Here is a 16,952-nt window from a genome sequence, read left to right on the forward strand (position 1 = left end):
CCCCCCCCCACACTCGCTTCCTCCCCGCGGCCTAATTTGTTTGCCGCCGCACATCCCCGCGCCCCCCCACAAACCAAAATCTTGTTTTTCCAAAACCCTTCCCACAAAAAACCCGGGGCGCCCCCCCCCCCCCCCCCCACCAGGCTTGGGAGGCTTAGCGAGCTGCGGTCCAGCCCTTGTAATCCTTCAAATTGTCGGCCGTGATCAACTTCGGGTCGAGCAGTACCGTCGGCTCGGCCGGCTTCTTGCCGGCAAGCAGGTCAGCCGCCATCGTCAGCGACTGGCCGGCCATCACATAGGGATCCTGCGAGGCCGAGGCTTTGATCATCGACGTGCCGGAAGCGAGTTCCTTCTCGATATCGGGCGCGCCGTCGACCGCGGTGAAGATGAACTCCGAGCGGTTGAGCTGCTTGGCCGCAAGCTGGGCGCCGATCGCCGTCGGATCGTTGATGGCGAAGACCGCGTCGATCTTGTCGAAACGGGTCAGCAGCGACTGGAACACTTTCAGGCCGCCGTCACGCGAGCCTTCGGCGTTCTGGTCGTCGGAAAGGATCTTGATGTCGGGGTGTTTTGCCAGCACGTCCTTGCAGCCCTTGACCCGCTCCAGGATCGATGACGAGGCCGGGCCGTTGAGGATGACGTAGTCGCCCTTGCCGCCGGTATGATCGACCAGATACTGGCACGCCTCTTCGCCGGCCTTGACGTTGTTGGTCATCACGGTGACGTCGGCGCCCGGCGCCGAAACGTCGAAGGCGGCAACGACGATGCCGGCCGCCTGTGCCTTCTTGACCGCCGGCGCGATCGCCTTGGCATCGACTGCGTTGAGCATGATGACGTCCACACCGGCGGCGATGAAGGAATCGACCTGCGAAACCTGCTTGTTGAGGTCGTAGTCGGCCGATACCGAGGTCACCTGCACGTTCGGATTGATCTTCTTGGCCGCGTCCTCGATGCCCTTGATGGTGGCGACGAAGAACGGGTTGCCGAGCAGGCCGACCGAGATGCCGACCTTGTTCAGGTCCTTGGCCGATGCCGGCGCGATGACGGCGGCCGCAAAGGCTACGCCGCAGAGCAGTTTAGCGATGGTCTTCATTGTTTTATTTTCCTCCTGATGCCCCGCGCCTCTCACGGTGCGTTACACATGAAACCGGCTCGTTGGATGCCGGCGACTAAGGGCCATCACGTTCTTGCTCCTGCCTGGAGCCGGTAACGGTCGAGGGCGACCGCCACGATGATGACCAATCCCTTGATGATGTACTGCCAGATGTCCGAAACACCGGCGAGGATGAGCCCGTTGGACAGCACGGCGATGATCAGGCCGCCGATCAGCGTGCCCCAGATCGAGCCGACGCCGCCGACGAAACTGGTGCCGCCAAGGATGACCGCGGCAATGGCGTCGAGTTCGTAGGACTGGCCGAGCTGCAGCCCGTTGGCGGCATAGAGCCGGGCCGCCGACATAGCGCCGCCAAGCCCGGCCAGGAGGCCGGAAACGCCATAGACGAAGAGCAGCACCAGCGGCACCTTGATGCCGGTCAGCCTGGCGGCCTCGGCGTTACCGCCGACGGCGTAGATCCAGGTGCCGAGCACGGTGCGCTTGAGCACCAGCCAGGACAGCACCACGACCGCCAGCGCGATGATTACCAGCCACGGAATGCCGAACAGCGAACCGTTGCCGATGAAGTCGAACGGCAGGTCCGCGTTGAACACCGTAGTGTCCTGGCCAAGCAGGCGGGCGACGCCGCGCACGGCGGTCAGCGATCCCAGCGTGACGATGAAGGGCGGCAGCTTGATGTAGGCGATCAGCAGCCCGTTGATGACGCCGAAGCCGAGCCCGACGAGAATGGCCGCCGGCACGCCCAGCAGTCCCCAATCGGGCACCAGCGACACCATCACCGCCACCATCGCCGAGGCGGCAAGGATCGAGCCGACGGACAGGTCGATGCCGCCGGTCAGGATGACGAAGGTCATGCCGGCCGCCAGCACGATGTTGATCGACGATTGCTGCATGACGATCAGCAGATTGGTCTGGGTGAAAAAGCGCGGGTTGATGAACTGGAAGCCGACCGCCAGCAGAATCAGGATCGGCAGCATGCCGAGTGCGGCGATGGCGGTGCGCCATCTCGTACTTCTGCCGATCGCCCGGTCGTCCGCTTTCATCGTGTCGGCCACCTTGTCGGTCATCGCTGAGCCGCTCCCGTTGCAAGTTCCATGATCGCTTCCTGCCGCAGCGGCTCGCCCTCCGACGCCGTCACCTCGCCGGCAATGGTGCCGTCGCGCATCACCAGCACGCGGTCGGCGATGCCGATCACCTCCGGCAGTTCGCTGGAGATCATCAGGATGGCGATGCCTTTCTTGGCCAGGTTGTCGATCAGCCGGTAGATTTCCGACTTCGCCCCGACATCGACGCCGCGGGTCGGCTCGTCGAGGATGACGACCTGCGGCTCGGTTTCCAGCAGGCGGGCGAGCAGCACCTTCTGCTGGTTGCCGCCCGACAGCGAACCCGCATTGGCCTGCACCGAGCTGGTGCGGATGGAGAGGTCTGACACCGCCTTGGCGGCGCGCTTTTCGGCAGCCGCGAAGTCGCGCAGACCGCCGGCCTTCGCGTCCTTTGCCAGCACGCCCATGCTGATGTTGTCGGAGATCGACATGTCGAGAAACAGGCCAAGTTGCTTGCGGTCCTCGGTCAGGTAGGCGATGCCGGCATCGAGCGCCTCGCTCGGCGAACCGATGGATATCGGTTTGCCGCCGAGCTCCAGCGTGCCCGATATGCGCCTGTCGGCGCCGAAGATCAGCCGTGCCAGTTCGGTCCGGCCCGAGCCGACCAGGCCGGCCAGTGCCAGCACCTCGCCTTTGTGGAGGTCGAAGGAACAATTCTTTATGAGATTGCCGTCCGACATGCCGCGCACCGACAGCGCGACGGCGCGCTTGCTGTCCGGCGGGCGGTGATCCTTCTTGTAGAAGGTCGACAGATCGCGCCCGACCATCATCGATACCAGGCGCGAGGCGTTCAGGTCGGCGCGGTCGAGCGTGCCGACATAGCCGCTGTCGCGCAGCACGCTGACGCGGTCGGCGAGCTGGTAAACCTCTTCCATGCGGTGGCTGATGTAGATGATGGCGATGCCTTGCGACTTCAGCGTCGCGATCACCTCGAACAGCCGGTCGGTCTCACGCGAGGTCAGCGACGTGGTTGGCTCGTCCATGACGATGATGCGCGCATTGGTCGACAGCGCCCGGGCGATTTCCACCAGCTGGCGCTCGCCGAGCGACAGGCTGGTGACCGGGGTGCGCGCCGAAAAGGCCACACCGAGCCGCGCGATGATCTCGCTGGCGCGCCGGTTGCACTGCTCGCGGTCGACGATGCCGAACCGTCTTGGCTCGTTGCCGAGGAAGATGTTCTGCGCCACCGACAGATTGGGCGCCAGCGACAACTCCTGATAGATGACCGCAATGCCGGCGGCGCGCGCCTTGATCGGGTCGCCGGTGGCGGCAGGCATCCCGTCGATCAGGATTTCGCCGCCGGGGTCCGGCCGGTAGGCGCCGGACAGCACCTTCATCAGCGTCGACTTGCCGGCACCGTTCTCGCCCATCAACGCGTGCAGCTCGCCGGCGTGAACGGTCAGCGACACATCATGCAAGGCGCGGATCGCCCCGAACGTCTTCGAGATGTGGCGCATCTCCAGCACCGGCTGGCGCACCGTCTCGATCCGGGCGGCGGCGCTCATCGTGCACCTCCCGAGGCTGCCCTGGCCACGCCCCGGTCGGCGGCAAGGCCGCGCCAGTCGTTGCGGTAGCCGGCAAGGCCGCTGAAGCTTGCCGCGTGCACCGCCTCCGGCGCCTCGGTGGCAAACTCGCGTCCGACGCTTTCAAAGGCAAGTGCGGCGGCACCGGTGGCGCTGCCCTCCAGCGTTGCGCCCTGCAGGAAGGCCTGCCCGGGCCGCAATTGCGCCAGCAGCGCGGCAAGCAGCCCGCCATTGTTCAGGCCGCCATCGACGATCACCGTATTGTCCGAATGGATCAGCTCGAGACATAGATCGAGCATCAGCGCGACGTAGAGCAGCGCCACGGCCGCGCGTTCCTCGGCATTGGGCGTACGCCCGACCAGTTCGCCTCGGCGGTGCGGCATCGGGCCGCCGGGCGCGAAGCTCGGCAGCGCCATGATGCCGGCGTCGATCACCCGTTGTACCGATGACGGCGCGATTGCGCCCTGCCAGCCGGCGCTGATCGTGGCGAATTCGCGGCCGCCCATGAAGCGGATGGTCGGCACCGGGCCGCCGTCGACATCGACATTGACCAGCATGTCGCGCTCGCCATCGAGTGCATCGAGCGGACAGTCCGGATTGAGCACGACCACCCAGGTGCCGGTCGAGACCACGGTCACCGGCCCGAGCTGCTGTCGGCGGTAGGCATGGAGCGCAGCATTGCTGTCATGGACGCCGTTGTGGACGGCGACCGGCTTGGCGGCCCGGCTGAAGCGCTGCTCGCCGATCACCGCGCCGGCACGCTCGAAGGCGGGCATCTGGCCGCGCCAGCCCTCGGCATCGACCAGCGAGCTGAAATCGCGTTTGCGCGGCGCCCATAGATGCGAATGGCAGCCGAGATAGGAGACCTCCGACACCGGCCGGCCGCCAAATCGCCAGCTCCAATATTGGGGGTAGCCGAGGATCGACGTCGCTGTGGCGAAGGCACCGGGCTCCACCTCCTTCAGCCACAACATGTGGCGGCCGTAGTTGAAGCCAAGCGGCAGGCGCGGCGAAAAGGTCTCGGCAAAATCCGGAATGCGGCGGTCGATCTGCGCGGCGATTTCAGCTGGCGGTTCCTGCTCGTAATCGAGGATCGGATGCGTCAGCGCGGCTTCGTCGATCAACGCGAAGGTGCAGCCATGGCCGGATACCATCAGCCCTTCCACGCCATGCGTATCGACGGCGTCATCGATGGCGCGAGCCGCCCAGTCGTGCAGCATTGCCTCGTCGAGCACGCTGAAGCCGCCTTTGCGGATCCAGCTCGGCTGGGTGCGGCGCTCGTCGAGGATCTGTCCGTCCTGGCCGAAGACGAACAGCTTCGAATTGGTCTTGCCGAAATCGAGGACCGCGATGTTCACTGGGCGCCTCCCGAGGAAGCGGCGATCCTTACCGTGACGCCGGCATCTTCGAGCATGCGGGCATCTGTCTCGGACAGGCCGTCATCGGTGACCAGCGTGCCGATCCGCGACAGCGGCAGCGCCACATTGCGCGCGTGGATCGACAGTTTTCGGCTGTCGGCCAGCACGACGATCTGGTCGGCGCAGAGGCTGAGCTCGACGATCGAGCGGACCAGGAGCGGGTGTGATTCCAGAAGGCCTTCCTGGCCGATGCCTTGCGCGCCGAGAAAAAACTTCGAGGCGTAGAACGGCACCGTCTGCGTCAGCGAATGGATGATGCCCGGCTCGCGGTAAAGGTCGCCGCCGGCAACGGTCAGACTGCAATGGCCGTGATCGCTGAGATAGGCCGCGAGCGGCATCGAGTTGGTGTAAAGCCGGATATTGCGGTCGGCGAGCTTGACGCCGAGATGGAAGCAGGTCGAACCGCCATGCACGATGACCGCGTCGCCGTCGCGCACCATGGTGGCGGCGAGAGCGGCGATCTGCCGCTTGGCCTCGACGGCGAGGTCGCGGTTCTCGTCATAGGGCCTGGCATAGGCGACGCCGGCTTGCGAAGCGCCATCGAGCGCCGAGATGCCGCCATAGACCTTGCGCGCTTCGCCGGCCTCATCGATCTTGTCGATGTCGCGCCGCACCGTCGCCGCCGACACGCCAAGCCGCTCCTGCAGCTCGCGCACCGATGCGAAGGGCCGGTCCCGCAAAAGCTCGACGATCTGACGCTGGCGGCCGGAGTCGCTCAACCCTTACCTCCCAATGCGCTTGCCTCCCAAGCCACTGCACGGCATTGCCATTTTGCACGGCAATTGGTGCAACTTACTCAACGGCCCTCGGATTGCAAGTCTGATTTGACGCGATAACATCACTGTTGACGTAACTTACTCGCATCTGCGATACCAGCGTCGGTCTTCGTCCCGGCGACAGGACGTCCAAAGCCGTGGCCACGCGGCCGGTTTGTGGAGGAATTTCGATGACGATCAGTGCGGATGCGCGGGAACTGGCAGCGCTGCGGTCGCTTTCCGCCGAGATCGGCAGCGACCCGCATCTGACCCAGGCCGCCGGCGGCAACACCTCGCTGAAAGCCGGTGACACGCTCTGGATCAAGGCCTCCGGCACCTGGCTGAAGGACGCGCTCACCGCGGACATCATGGTGCCAGTCAGCATCCCGCCATTGCTCGACGCCATCGAACGACGCGACCCGACCGCCGAACAGCCACAGGCCTTCACTGTCGGCGCCCTCAATCCGCGCGGCTTGCGCCCCTCGATCGAGACCACCGTACATGCGCTGATGCCGCAGCGCATCGTTCTGCATGTCCACTGCGTCGAGACCATTTCGCTGGCCGTGCAGGCCGACTGCGAGGCCGAGGCCGCCAGGCGGCTCGACGGCCACCAATGGGCGTATGTTCCCTATCGCCGGCCGGGACTGCCGCTCGCCCAGGGCATCGCCGAGCGCCTTCGGCCAGGCGTGGATATCCTGATCCTCGGCAATCACGGCCTGGTCGTTGCTGCCGACACTGTCGCTGAGGCAGGCATGCTGCTGCGCCGCGTAACCCGGCTGTTGGCACGGCCGCCGCGCCAGGTGGCTGAGCCGGACACCGCGGCATTGATGGCGCGCGCCGGCGACAGCGACTACAGATTGCCGGCGGATGTCGAGGCGCACGCGGTGGCGATCGACCCCGAAAGCTGCCGCATGGCTTCGGGCGGCAGCCTCTACCCCGACCACGTCATCTTTCTCGGCAAGGGCTCGGTCGTGGCGAGGCCGGGCGAGGGTGTGAAGCGCGTCATCGAGCGCTGCGGCGCCGCACCCGCGGCGATCCTGTTTCCCGGCCTCGGCGTGCTGATGCGCGGCGACGCGGGCGCCGGTGCCGACGCCATGCAGCGCTGCCTCGCCGACGTGACCGCGCGGGTCGATGTCGCGGCGAAGCTTAATTATCTGACAGCGGCAGAGAATGACGAACTGATCAACTGGGACGCCGAAAAATATCGCCAGAAACTCAATGCCGGAGGCAGCTGACATGCCGCGTTCGTCTGGCCCGCTTGCCATCGGCATCGACATCGGTACATCCGGCGCGCGCGCCGTCGCCATGCGCCCGGACTTTTCCATTGCCGCGCATTCCGCTATTGCCCTCGAGCGATTTGGGCCGAACGGCCGCGACCCCGCCATCTGGTGGGAGGCGGTCGGCGCGACGTTGGCGGAACTGCTCAAATGTATCGATCGCGCGGCAGTGCGCTCGATCGCGGTCGACGGTACGTCGGGCACGCTGCTGCCGGTCGACGGCGCCGGGCGGCCGCTGGCCGAACCGCTGATGTACAACGACAAGGTCGCTGACGACACTATTCTGAGTGAAATAGCCGGCGCGGCACCGGCAACGAGCGCTGCACTTGGGGCGACGTCCGGTCTCGCCAAGGCATTGTCTTTCCGGCACCTGCCCGGCGTCGCCGCTGTGCTGCACCAGGCCGACTGGATCGCCGGACAGTTCTCCGGCCGCTTCGATGGCAGCGACGAAAACAACGCATTGAAAACCGGCTACGATGTCGAAACCCGCCGCTGGCCGGACTGGATCGCGGCCACCGGAATGCGCATGGAATTGCTGCCTGGCGTCGTACGGCCGGGCGATGTCACGGGTACGCTCACCGCCAGCGCCGCGAAAATGTTCGGCCTGTCGCGTGACGTGGTCGTGGTCGCCGGCACCACCGATGGCTGTGCGTCGTTCCTGGCAACCGGCGCGACGGCGGCGGGCGACGGCGTCACTGCGCTCGGCTCATCGCTGACCATCAAGATTCTCTCCGACCGGCCGATCTCGGCGCCGCAATTCGGCATCTACAGCCATCGGCTGGGTGACACCTACCTGGCAGGCGGCGCCTCGAACTCCGGCGGCAAGGTTCTGGCCCAGCATTTCCCCGTCGCCCGCATTGTCGAACTCAGCAAAAAAATCGACCCGGCGACCGAGACCGGTCTCGACTATTACCCGCTGCCGGCGCCGGGCGAACGCTTCCCCATAGCCGATCCGGCCTTGCCGCCGCGCCTCGAGCCGCGGCCCGCCGACGACGCCGATTATTTGAAAGCGATGCTCGAGGGTATTGCGGCGATCGAAGCGCTCGGCTATCGCCGGCTTGCCGAACTCGGCGCACCCCGGCTGACATCGGTCAGGAGCGTCGGCGGCGGAGCGGCCAATCCGGCCTGGACGGCAATCCGGCAGCGCAAGCTTGGCGTCGCTCTCGTGCCGGCTCTTTCGGAGGAGGCCGCCGCCGGCACGGCGCGGCTGGCGCTGATGGGCGCTAGCGCAGCGGGGCTTTTATGACGGCCAAGGCAATTCAACACCTCGACGGCATCGCCGCGCTGGCCGAGCGCTATCAGGTATTCCTGCTCGACCAATTTGGTGTGCTGCACGACGGCACCAGCGCCTATCCAGGCGCTGTCGAGGCCTTGTCGGCACTCAAGCGTGCCGGCAAGACCATCGTGCTGATCTCGAATTCCGGCAAGCGGGCGCAACCCAATGAGCGCCGTCTACTGAAGCTCGGCTTCGAACCGGGAAGCTGGGATCACTTTGTCTCATCCGGCGAGGTGGCGTGGCGCTCCTTCCATCAAATGGCGGCATCCGGCGCCCTGCGCCCGCAGACAAAATGCCTGCTGATCCGCCGCGACAATGACCGTTCGGCTGTCGACGGCCTGCCCTTCGTCCTGGCCAAGGACGGCGACGATGCAGAACTGGTGCTGATTTCCGCCAGCGAGGGCGATCGCTACGACCTCGACCATTATCGCCGGCTTCTTGGTCCGGCGGCCGCGCGCCGGGTGCCATGCTTCTGCACCAATCCCGACAAGATCATGCTGACTGCCGTCGGCCCTCGCTTCGGCGCCGGCCGGCTCGCCGATCTCTATGAGAGCCTCGGCGGCAGCGTGGCGCGCATCGGCAAGCCCAATCCGCAGATATTCGAGGCAGCGCTGGCACTGGCGGGTCACCCGGAGCGCGACAGCGTGGTCTGCGTCGGCGACAGCGTCGAGCACGACATCGCCGGCGGCAACGGCGTCGGCGTCGCGACAACGCTGGTCCTGTCGGGCATATTGGCGGGGGCGCCTGACCTGGACGACGTTTTCGCCGCGCTCAACGCCCGTCCCGACTACATCGCGGATAGCTTCAGGTTTCGTTGAGTTGCTAAGGCGAGATAAAGCTAATCGAGGTTGAAACGCCCGATCACCGGCACGTGGTCCGAGGGTCGTTCCCAGCCGCGTGCCGGCCGCAGGATTTCATAGCCGGCAAAATGTGGCACCAGGTTTGGCGACGACCAGATATGGTCGAGGCGGCGGCCACGATTTGAGGCCTGCCAATCCTGGGCGCGATAGCTCCACCAGGTGTAGAGTTTCTCCTCGTAAGGCACATTGAGCCGCATCAGGTCGACCCAGTCGCCGGAGAGCCGCATCGCCTCGAAATTTTCCGTCTCGACCGGCGTATGGCTGACGACGTTGAGGAGCTGCTTGTGCGACCAGACATCGTGCTCGAGCGGCGCGATGTTGAGGTCGCCGACCAGGATCGAGCCGGAGTGCTCGTCATGCTCGGCCCGCACGGCGTTCATCTCGGCAACGAAATCGAGCTTGTGCTTGAACTTTCGGTTAACGGCCGGGTCGGGCTCATCGCCGCCGGCCGGAACGTAGAAATTGTGCAGCAGGATCGTTTTGCCGCCGGCCTTGACGGTGACCGACAGATGCCGGCTGTCGTCGATCTCGCAGAAGCGGCGCTTTTCGACCACCTCGATCGGACGGCGCGCTATGGTCGCAACGCCGTGATAGCCCTTCTGGCCATGGAAGGCGATGTGCTCGTAGCCGAGCTTGCGGAACGCCTTCTCCGGAAACAATTCGTCCGGAACCTTGGTTTCCTGCAGGCAGAGCATGTCCGGCGCCTGCTCGACCAGCAGGCGCTCGACGATCGGCATGCGCAGTCGAACGGAGTTGATGTTCCAGGTAGCGACGGAAAACGGCATGTGGGGTTCCGGACAACGCAAGATCCGCCGGATGGCTCCGACGGAAGTCAATCGCGGAAACTACTGCCAGCCGCGCACCGCAAAAACAAGCCGCCCGCACCAACGCGGAAAAGCCATCCCGCAGCAGTAGAAAGTTACCGCGTCTTGGTGTTCAGCTCGCGGTTCGCCGTATAATCGATGGCGAAGGTGTCGGGGGCGAAGCTGACGCCCTCCTTGGTGTTGAAGATCATCACCGTTGTGTCCTTGCCCTGCGCATCGGTGATGGTCCACTGCCGCAATTCATAGGATTTCGGATCGAACATCATGGTGATCTTCGAATTGCCGAACACCGATTTGTCGGCAAGCTGGATGGTGGTGAGATCGTTTTCTTCCTTGACGCTTCTGACGCGCCCGCCCGACAGATCGATCTTGTCGTCGAGCAGCAGCTTCAGCGGCGTCTTCGACAGCGGATAGAGGTCGGAGGTCCGCAGTTTCTTGTTGAGGATGACCACCGACTTGCCGTCGGAAATCACCCTGAAATTCGAGGCGCCGTCATAATTGAAGCGGATCTTGCCCGGCCGTTCCAGAAAGAACTTGCCGCCGGTCTGCTCGCCCTTGGGCCCGAACTGCACGAACTCGCCGCTCATCGATTTGACCGAGGAGAAATGATCGGCGATCTTCTGCGCCGTCGCCGGAACCGCTGCTTGCGCCGACGCCAGCAGCTGGAAGCCGGGCACGACATTGGCGGCCGCCGCACCGGCCAGGACCAGACCGAGGCCGAGCACCTGCCGGCGGGTTGGGGCGAAATCCCTTTTTGGGGCGAGAGTTGCGTTTTTCATGCCGGTCACCATCATCTGATTGCTTGCTCGTTATATTGGTCTGGCCCCCCAGTTGGGCTTAAGTTTGGCGGGCCGCACGGCGCTCATCGTTGCAACGCGCCAAAAGGTTCAAAGTTGCCGGCGCGGATGTGCTCTAGAACTTGTCGTCCTCCGTCGGCACCAGGATTTCGCGTTTTCCGGCATGGTTGGCCGGGCCGACAATGCCTTCCTTCTCCATCTTCTCGATGATCGAGGCGGCGCGGTTGTAGCCAATGCCGAGCCGGCGCTGGATGTAGCTGGTCGAGGCCTTGCCGTCGCGCAGCACCACCGCAACCGCCTGGTCGTAGGGATCGTCGGAATCCTCGAAATTACCGCCGTCGCCGCCGCCACTGCCTTTGCCCGTCGGCTCGTCGTCATCCTTGTCGTCGTCCTCCGTGATGGCGTCGAGATATTCCGGCACGCCCTGCAGCTTCAGATGCGCGACGATCTTCTCCACCTCGTCGTCGGAGACGAAAGGACCGTGCACGCGCTGGATGCGGCCGCCGCCGGCCATGTAGAGCATATCGCCCATGCCGAGCAGCTGTTCGGCGCCCTGCTCGCCCAGGATGGTGCGGCTGTCGATCTTCGATGTCACCTGGAACGAGATACGGGTCGGGAAATTCGCCTTGATGGTGCCGGTGATGACGTCGACCGACGGCCGCTGCGTTGCCATAATGACATGGATGCCGGCGGCGCGCGCCATCTGCGCCAGGCGCTGCACCGCGCCTTCGATGTCCTTGCCGGCGACCATCATCAAATCGGCCATCTCGTCGATGATGACGACGATGTAGGGCATCGGCTCGAGGTCGAGGTTCTCCGTCTCGTAGATCGCTTCGCCGGTCTGGCGGTCGAAGCCGGTCTGCACGGTGCGGGAGATCCTTTCGCCCTTTTTCTCGGCCTGCTGCACGCGCGCGTTGAAGCCGTCGATGTTGCGAACGCCGACCTTCGACATCTTGCGGTAGCGGTCCTCCATCTCGCGCACGGTCCATTTCAGCGCCACCACCGCCTTCTTCGGATCGGTGACCACCGGCGTCAGAAGGTGCGGGATGCCGTCATAGACCGAGAGTTCCAGCATCTTTGGATCGATCATGATCAGCCGGCAGTCCTGCGGCGTCAGCCGATAGAGCAGCGACAGGATCATGGTGTTGATGGCGACGGACTTGCCCGAGCCGGTGGTACCGGCAACCAGCACGTGCGGCATTTTGGCGATGTCGACGATCACCGCCTCGCCATTGATGGTCTTGCCCAGCGCCAGCGCCAGCTTGGCCTTGGTGGTCTCGAAATCGCGGCTGGCCATGATCTCGCGCAAATAGACGGTCTCGCGCCTGGCGTTCGGCAATTCGATGCCGATGGCGTTGCGGCCGGGCACCACGGCGACACGGCAGGCGATGGCGCTCATCGAGCGGGCAATGTCGTCGGACAGCCCGATGACCCGCGACGATTTGATGCCGGGCGCGGGTTCCAACTCGTAGAGCGTGACGACCGGACCCGGACGCACATGGATGATTTCGCCTTTGACGCCGAAATCCTCCAGCACGCCCTCGAGCAAGCGGGCGTTCTGCTCCAGCGCGTCCTTGGACAGGCTTGCGTCGCGCACCACGTTCTTCGGTTCCGACAGGAAATGCAGCGACGGCATCTCGAATTTCTCCGAGCCGATCAGCGACGTCTGCGCCTCGCGCTGGACGCGGGCGCCTGGTGCCGGCCGCGGCGCCGGCGCCTCGACGCGCGTCGCCGCGTCGGAGCGGAAGTTCTGCACCTTGGCCGTTGGCGCGGCGCGGCGCTGGCCGGCCGGCTCGGGCGCGAAATCCATGTCGTCATTGTCGTCGTTATCGAAGACGTCGGCATCGTCGGGGTCGATCGAGGCACTGCGGTCGTTGACCATGGCGGCGAAGAATTCCGGCTCGACGCGGGCGCGCCCGCCCGGGCTCATCCGCGCCTCGGCGAACTCGGCCGATTCGACTCGTTCGGCCGCCCGCCGCCAGGCGCTGGGGCGCGGTTCCATCTCCGGTTCGAAATCGTCGCGCTCGCGCCGACGCGCGGCGCGGCGGCGCAGATAGGCCCGCAGCGACAGCCACCAGTGGGTGATGGCGCCAAGCGCCAATATGCCTTCGTCGCCCTCGTCCTCGTCATTGTCGAAAAGCAGGTCGTCCTGCGGATCGGGCACGGCAGGCTGTTCGAGGACGGCAAAGCCGTTCTTGCGCGAAATCAGCGCCGAGCCATACAAGAATACCCACAGCGCCGGCGCTGCCAGGAGCACGGCGAGCACGCTGGCGACGAGGCCGGTCGGATAGCCGCCGATGATGAGGCCCGGGATATTGAGCACCATATCGCCGAATACGCCGCCGAGGCCGGTCGGCAGCGGCCAGGTCTTGGGCGGCACCACGCAGCCGGCGATTGCCGCGCCAAGCAGCGAAAACCCGAACCAGGCGAGCGCCCGTTTCGGCAGCCTGTCGACGCCGCGCGCGGTAAACAGCAGAAATCCCCAGATCACCGCCGGCACCAGCGCCGCAACGGCGGCAAGCCCGAAGAACTGCATGGCGATGTCGGAAAAGACGGCGCCCGCATACCCCATTGCATTGGTGACGATATTATCGGTGGCGTGCGAAAAGCTCGGATCGGCGACGTTCCAGGTGGCAAGGGCGGCGACGCCGAAGCCAACCAGAGCAAACAGCCCGGCACCGACCAGCCGCCCGACCTGGCGCCTCGCGAACGCCCGGATGCCGTGCCCCGTATCGGCCAGCGCAAGCGGTGCTGAAGCCCCTGAACGCATGCTCTTCCTCGTCTGTCGTTGCCCGGCCGGGCGCGGACGCGCAACACGGCAGATTCGGCTGTCAGACTAGCGGCGGGAAGGTTAAGGGCGCATTAACCATGGGCATTCTGCGTCACCGGAACGGGCGACCGCCACCACAGTTCGGAGCCGCCGCGGCCGATGTTTCACGCCGCCGGCGGATCGAGCACCTTGATCAAGCGACCGTGATCGAGCCATCACGGCCATCCGCGCGCAAAAAAGAGGCCCGGAAGGTTTCCGGGCCTCAAGGCGTGAGTCCTTTCGGGAGCGTCACGACGGGATCTTCCCGGCACCGGCAAAACGCCGATGCCGGCCAATGCCTTTACGGCACCACTTCGCCGTGCTGGCTGATGTCGAGGCCTTCGACCTCTTCCTGGGTGGAAGGACGCAGGCCGACCAGCGCCTTGACGATGTAGAGGATCACGAAGCTCGCGATCGCCGTCCACAGGATGGTGAAGACGATACCGTAGAGCTGCTTGCCGACAGAGGCGCCCGAGCCGAGGCTGTTGATCGCCGGATCGGCGAGCACGCCGGTCAGCAATGCACCGATGATGCCGCCGATGCCGTGCACACCGAATGCATCGAGCGAGTCGTCATAGCCGAACGCGTGCTTGAGCTTGACGGCCGAGACGTAGCACAGCACGCCGGCGACGATGCCGACGATGAAGGCGCCGGTCGGATTGACGAAGCCGGAAGCCGGCGTCACCGCGACCAGGCCGGCGACGGCGCCCGAGATGATGCCGAGAACGCTCGGCTTCTTGGCGACGATCCATTCGGCGAACATCCAGGCGAGCGCCGCAGCGGCAGCGGCAACCTGGGTGTTCAGCATCGCGGCACCGGCAAGGCCGTCGGCGGCCAGTTCCGAACCGGCGTTGAAGCCGAACCAGCCGACCCACAGCAGCGAAGCACCGATTACGGAGTAGACGAGGTTGTGCGGCGCCATGTTGGTGGTGCCGTAGCCTTCACGCTTGCCGAGAACCAGCGCGCAGACCAGGCCGGCAACACCGGCATTGATATGAACGACAGTGCCGCCGGCGAAATCGAGAACGCCGGCTGTGCCGAGGAAGCCGCCGCCCCACACCCAGTGCGCGATCGGGGCATAGACCACCAGCAGCCACGCCCCCATGAAGATGAGCAGCGCCGAGAACTTCATGCGTTCGGCGAAGGCGCCGGCAATCAGCGCCGGCGTGATGATGGCGAAGGTCATCTGGAACATCGAGAAGACGAACTCAGGGATGTTCGCCACGCCCGGCAGCCACAGCGACGAGGTGGTGATGCCGTTGTGGAAGAACTTCGAGAAGCCGCCGAGATAGGCATTCATGCCGCCGCCATCCGAGAAGGCCAGCGAGTAGCCGAACATGAACCACAGCACCGTCACCAGGCAGGTGATGGCAAAGCTCTGCATGATGGTGGCGAGCACGTTCTTCTTGCGCACCATGCCGCCATAAAACAGCGCCAGGCCCGGTATGGTCATCATCAGCACCAGCGCCGTCGAGGTCAGCATCCAGGCGGTGTTGCCGGTGTCGAGCGCGGGCGCTGGGGCAGCCGGTGCTGCCGGTGCCGCTTCCTGCGCGAACGCAGCAACCGTGCCCAGTGCAGCGAGAGCGAGCGAGCCCAAAACGGCCGCGCGTCCCGTTATCTTCAAGGTGGAAGGAATATTCATTGAACTCTCCATTGGAATACGTATCGGCGGCTCAAAGCGCGTCGGTGTCTGTTTCGCCGGTGCGAATGCGCACCGCCTGGTCGATGCCGAAAACGAAGATCTTGCCGTCGCCGATCTGGCCGGTCTTGGCCGCGGCGGTGATGGCTTCGACCGCCCTGTCGACCATGTCGACGGCGACCGCGACTTCGATCTTGATCTTCGGCAGGAAGCTGACCGCGTATTCCGCCCCGCGATAGATTTCCGTGTGCCCCTTCTGGCGTCCGTAGCCTTTTACTTCGGTGACGGTCAGGCCCTGGATGCCGACCGCGGTGAGCGCCTCGCGCACCTCGTCGAGCTTGAACGGCTTTATGATTGCCATCACGATCTTCATAAGGTTTCACCCTTTGCTGTTGCGGGTCCCCGCGTTTTGCACGACTTCGCCGATCCCCATGAGAGCCGGAGAGTGCCCGCTAGGATTCAAGCTCCGTGCCAATTGCCGAAGCAGGGTGTTAAGCTGTTGTTAAACAACGAAATCGGGAAGGTTTGCCGGCTGCCTGTTCACAGTCGCGGCAACGCATATGATTAAAAAATAGGCAAATTTCGAAAAATGCCTACTCCGCAGGCGGTCGCCTCAGCCGGATGAGTCCTTCTTGGGCAACCGAGGCGATCAACGTGCCGTCGCGGGCAAACAGCGAGCCGCGGGTAAAGCCTCGCGACCCTTGCGTCGACGGGCTGTCTTGCGTGTACAGCATCCAGTCGTCGAGCGGGTGGCTGCGATGGAACCACATGGCGTGGTCGAGGCTCGCCGCCTGGATATCGCGATCGAAAATGGCGCGGCCATGGGCAAAGGTCGAGGTGTCGAGCAGCGTCATGTCGGAGAGGTAAGCGAGCACAGCCGCCTGCGTGGCGCGATCTGCCGGCACCGGACCGGTGGTGCGGATCCAGATGTTCTGCTTCGGCTCGAGCTTTTCGCGGCTGGTATAATGCTTCAGCATCACCGGTTTCATCTCGATCGGCCGGTCGCGCTCCCAATAGCGCTTGATGCCCTCGGGCACCGCTTCGCCGAACTTGCCCAGCAACTCGCGTTGCGACAGCAACGTGTCGGGCGCCGGCACGTCCTGCGGCATCGGCACCTGATGTTCCAGGCCGACCTCATCCTGCTGGAACGAGGCTTCCAGCGAAAAGATCGCCTGGCCGTGCTGGATAGCGACGACGCGGCGCGTGGTGAAGGAGCCGCCGTCACGGATACGGTCGACCTCGTAGATGATCGGCACCTTGGTGTCGCCCGGCCGCATGAAATAGCCATGCAGTGAGTGCACATAGCGCTCGGGCTCGACCGTTCGCTGTGCGGCGACCAGCGCCTGGGCGATGGTCTGGCCGCCGAAGATGCGCTGCCAGTCGAGCTTGGGGCTGCGACCACGATACAGGTTGTGTTCCAGCTGCTCGAGGTCGAGAATGCCGAGAAGCTCGTCCATGGCTGCCGTCATCTTGACCTCGCCGCAAAATTACCATGGCGGTTTCCGACAGGAACAGCGGGCAGTCAAGGGCGGAAAGCCCGGCGACGGTCAGGCTGCG

At 64.9% G+C, this 16,952-nt stretch carries 14 protein-coding genes; 3 read left to right on the top strand and 11 right to left on the bottom strand.

Annotation, left to right across the window (positions count from 1 at the left end; all coding sequences use genetic code 11):
- Window positions 1-154 precede the first annotated feature (154 nt).
- The 5 genes from NKH17_RS14930 to NKH17_RS14950 all read right to left on the bottom strand — a co-directional run bounded on the left by NKH17_RS14930 (window position 155) and on the right by NKH17_RS14950 (window position 5,877).
- Window positions 155-1,093 carry an ABC transporter substrate-binding protein gene (locus NKH17_RS14930; RefSeq protein ID WP_254817805.1) on the bottom strand — a complete coding sequence of 313 codons (939 nt, stop codon included), beginning with the start codon at window positions 1,091-1,093 and terminating at the stop codon, window positions 155-157.
- 86 nt (window positions 1,094-1,179) lie between these two features.
- Window positions 1,180-2,157, bottom strand: a complete 978-nt coding sequence (locus NKH17_RS14935; RefSeq protein ID WP_502894194.1) for an ABC transporter permease subunit — start codon at window positions 2,155-2,157, stop codon at window positions 1,180-1,182.
- Window positions 2,158-2,177: 20 nt separating this feature from the next.
- A complete protein-coding gene (locus tag NKH17_RS14940) occupies window positions 2,178-3,722 on the bottom strand; it encodes a sugar ABC transporter ATP-binding protein (protein ID WP_352901897.1) in 1,545 nt (514 codons plus the stop codon).
- Window positions 3,719-5,098, bottom strand: a complete 1,380-nt coding sequence (locus NKH17_RS14945) for an FGGY-family carbohydrate kinase (protein ID WP_352901900.1) — start codon at window positions 5,096-5,098, stop codon at window positions 3,719-3,721. The genes NKH17_RS14940 and NKH17_RS14945 overlap by 4 nt, the downstream gene beginning before the upstream one ends.
- Window positions 5,095-5,877 (bottom strand): DeoR/GlpR family DNA-binding transcription regulator, encoded by a 783-nt coding sequence (locus NKH17_RS14950; protein WP_352649392.1) that lies wholly within the window; start codon window positions 5,875-5,877, stop codon window positions 5,095-5,097. The genes NKH17_RS14945 and NKH17_RS14950 overlap by 4 nt, the downstream gene beginning before the upstream one ends.
- A gap of 227 nt (window positions 5,878-6,104) precedes the next feature.
- Here NKH17_RS14950 and NKH17_RS14955 point away from each other — a divergent pair, with 227 nt between their 5' ends.
- Genes NKH17_RS14955 through NKH17_RS14965 form a run of 3 tightly spaced genes read left to right on the top strand, consistent with a single transcriptional unit; the run spans window position 6,105 to window position 9,284 of the window.
- Window positions 6,105-7,148 (top strand): class II aldolase/adducin family protein, encoded by a 1,044-nt coding sequence (locus NKH17_RS14955; protein WP_352901903.1) that lies wholly within the window; start codon window positions 6,105-6,107, stop codon window positions 7,146-7,148.
- A gap of 1 nt (window position 7,149) precedes the next feature.
- Window positions 7,150-8,436: an FGGY-family carbohydrate kinase gene (locus NKH17_RS14960; protein WP_352901906.1), complete on the top strand. Its 1,287-nt coding sequence runs from the start codon at window positions 7,150-7,152 to the stop codon at window positions 8,434-8,436.
- Window positions 8,433-9,284 (top strand): TIGR01459 family HAD-type hydrolase, encoded by an 852-nt coding sequence (locus NKH17_RS14965; protein ID WP_352901909.1) that lies wholly within the window; start codon window positions 8,433-8,435, stop codon window positions 9,282-9,284. Before NKH17_RS14960 ends, NKH17_RS14965 begins: the two co-directional genes overlap by 4 nt.
- Window positions 9,285-9,304: 20 nt before the next feature.
- Here NKH17_RS14965 and NKH17_RS14970 read toward each other — a convergent pair whose 3' ends face one another.
- The 6 genes from NKH17_RS14970 to tesB all read right to left on the bottom strand — a co-directional run bounded on the left by NKH17_RS14970 (window position 9,305) and on the right by tesB (window position 16,864).
- Window positions 9,305-10,111: an exodeoxyribonuclease III gene (locus NKH17_RS14970; protein ID WP_352971286.1), complete on the bottom strand. Its 807-nt coding sequence runs from the start codon at window positions 10,109-10,111 to the stop codon at window positions 9,305-9,307.
- Between the two features lie 134 nt (window positions 10,112-10,245).
- On the bottom strand, window positions 10,246-10,929 hold the full coding sequence (locus NKH17_RS14975; RefSeq protein WP_254817814.1) for an outer membrane lipoprotein carrier protein LolA: 684 nt from the start codon (window positions 10,927-10,929) through the stop codon (window positions 10,246-10,248).
- 133 nt (window positions 10,930-11,062) lie between these two features.
- Window positions 11,063-13,717 (bottom strand): FtsK/SpoIIIE family DNA translocase, encoded by a 2,655-nt coding sequence (locus NKH17_RS14980; protein WP_352901915.1) that lies wholly within the window; start codon window positions 13,715-13,717, stop codon window positions 11,063-11,065.
- Between the two features lie 340 nt (window positions 13,718-14,057).
- Window positions 14,058-15,380 (bottom strand): ammonium transporter, encoded by a 1,323-nt coding sequence (locus NKH17_RS14985; protein ID WP_352480032.1) that lies wholly within the window; start codon window positions 15,378-15,380, stop codon window positions 14,058-14,060.
- A 49-nt stretch (window positions 15,381-15,429) separates the two neighbouring features.
- Window positions 15,430-15,768, bottom strand: coding sequence for a P-II family nitrogen regulator (locus NKH17_RS14990; protein WP_254817816.1), 339 nt, complete (start codon window positions 15,766-15,768; stop codon window positions 15,430-15,432).
- Between the two features lie 220 nt (window positions 15,769-15,988).
- Complete coding sequence (tesB, locus tag NKH17_RS14995) at window positions 15,989-16,864, bottom strand: acyl-CoA thioesterase II (RefSeq protein WP_254817817.1); 876 nt, start codon at window positions 16,862-16,864, stop codon at window positions 15,989-15,991.
- Window positions 16,865-16,952 lie beyond the last annotated feature (88 nt).

The sequence above is a fragment of the Mesorhizobium sp. M1334 genome, assembly GCF_040317995.1.
In the GTDB taxonomy this organism is placed as follows: Bacteria; Pseudomonadota; Alphaproteobacteria; order Rhizobiales; family Rhizobiaceae; genus Mesorhizobium.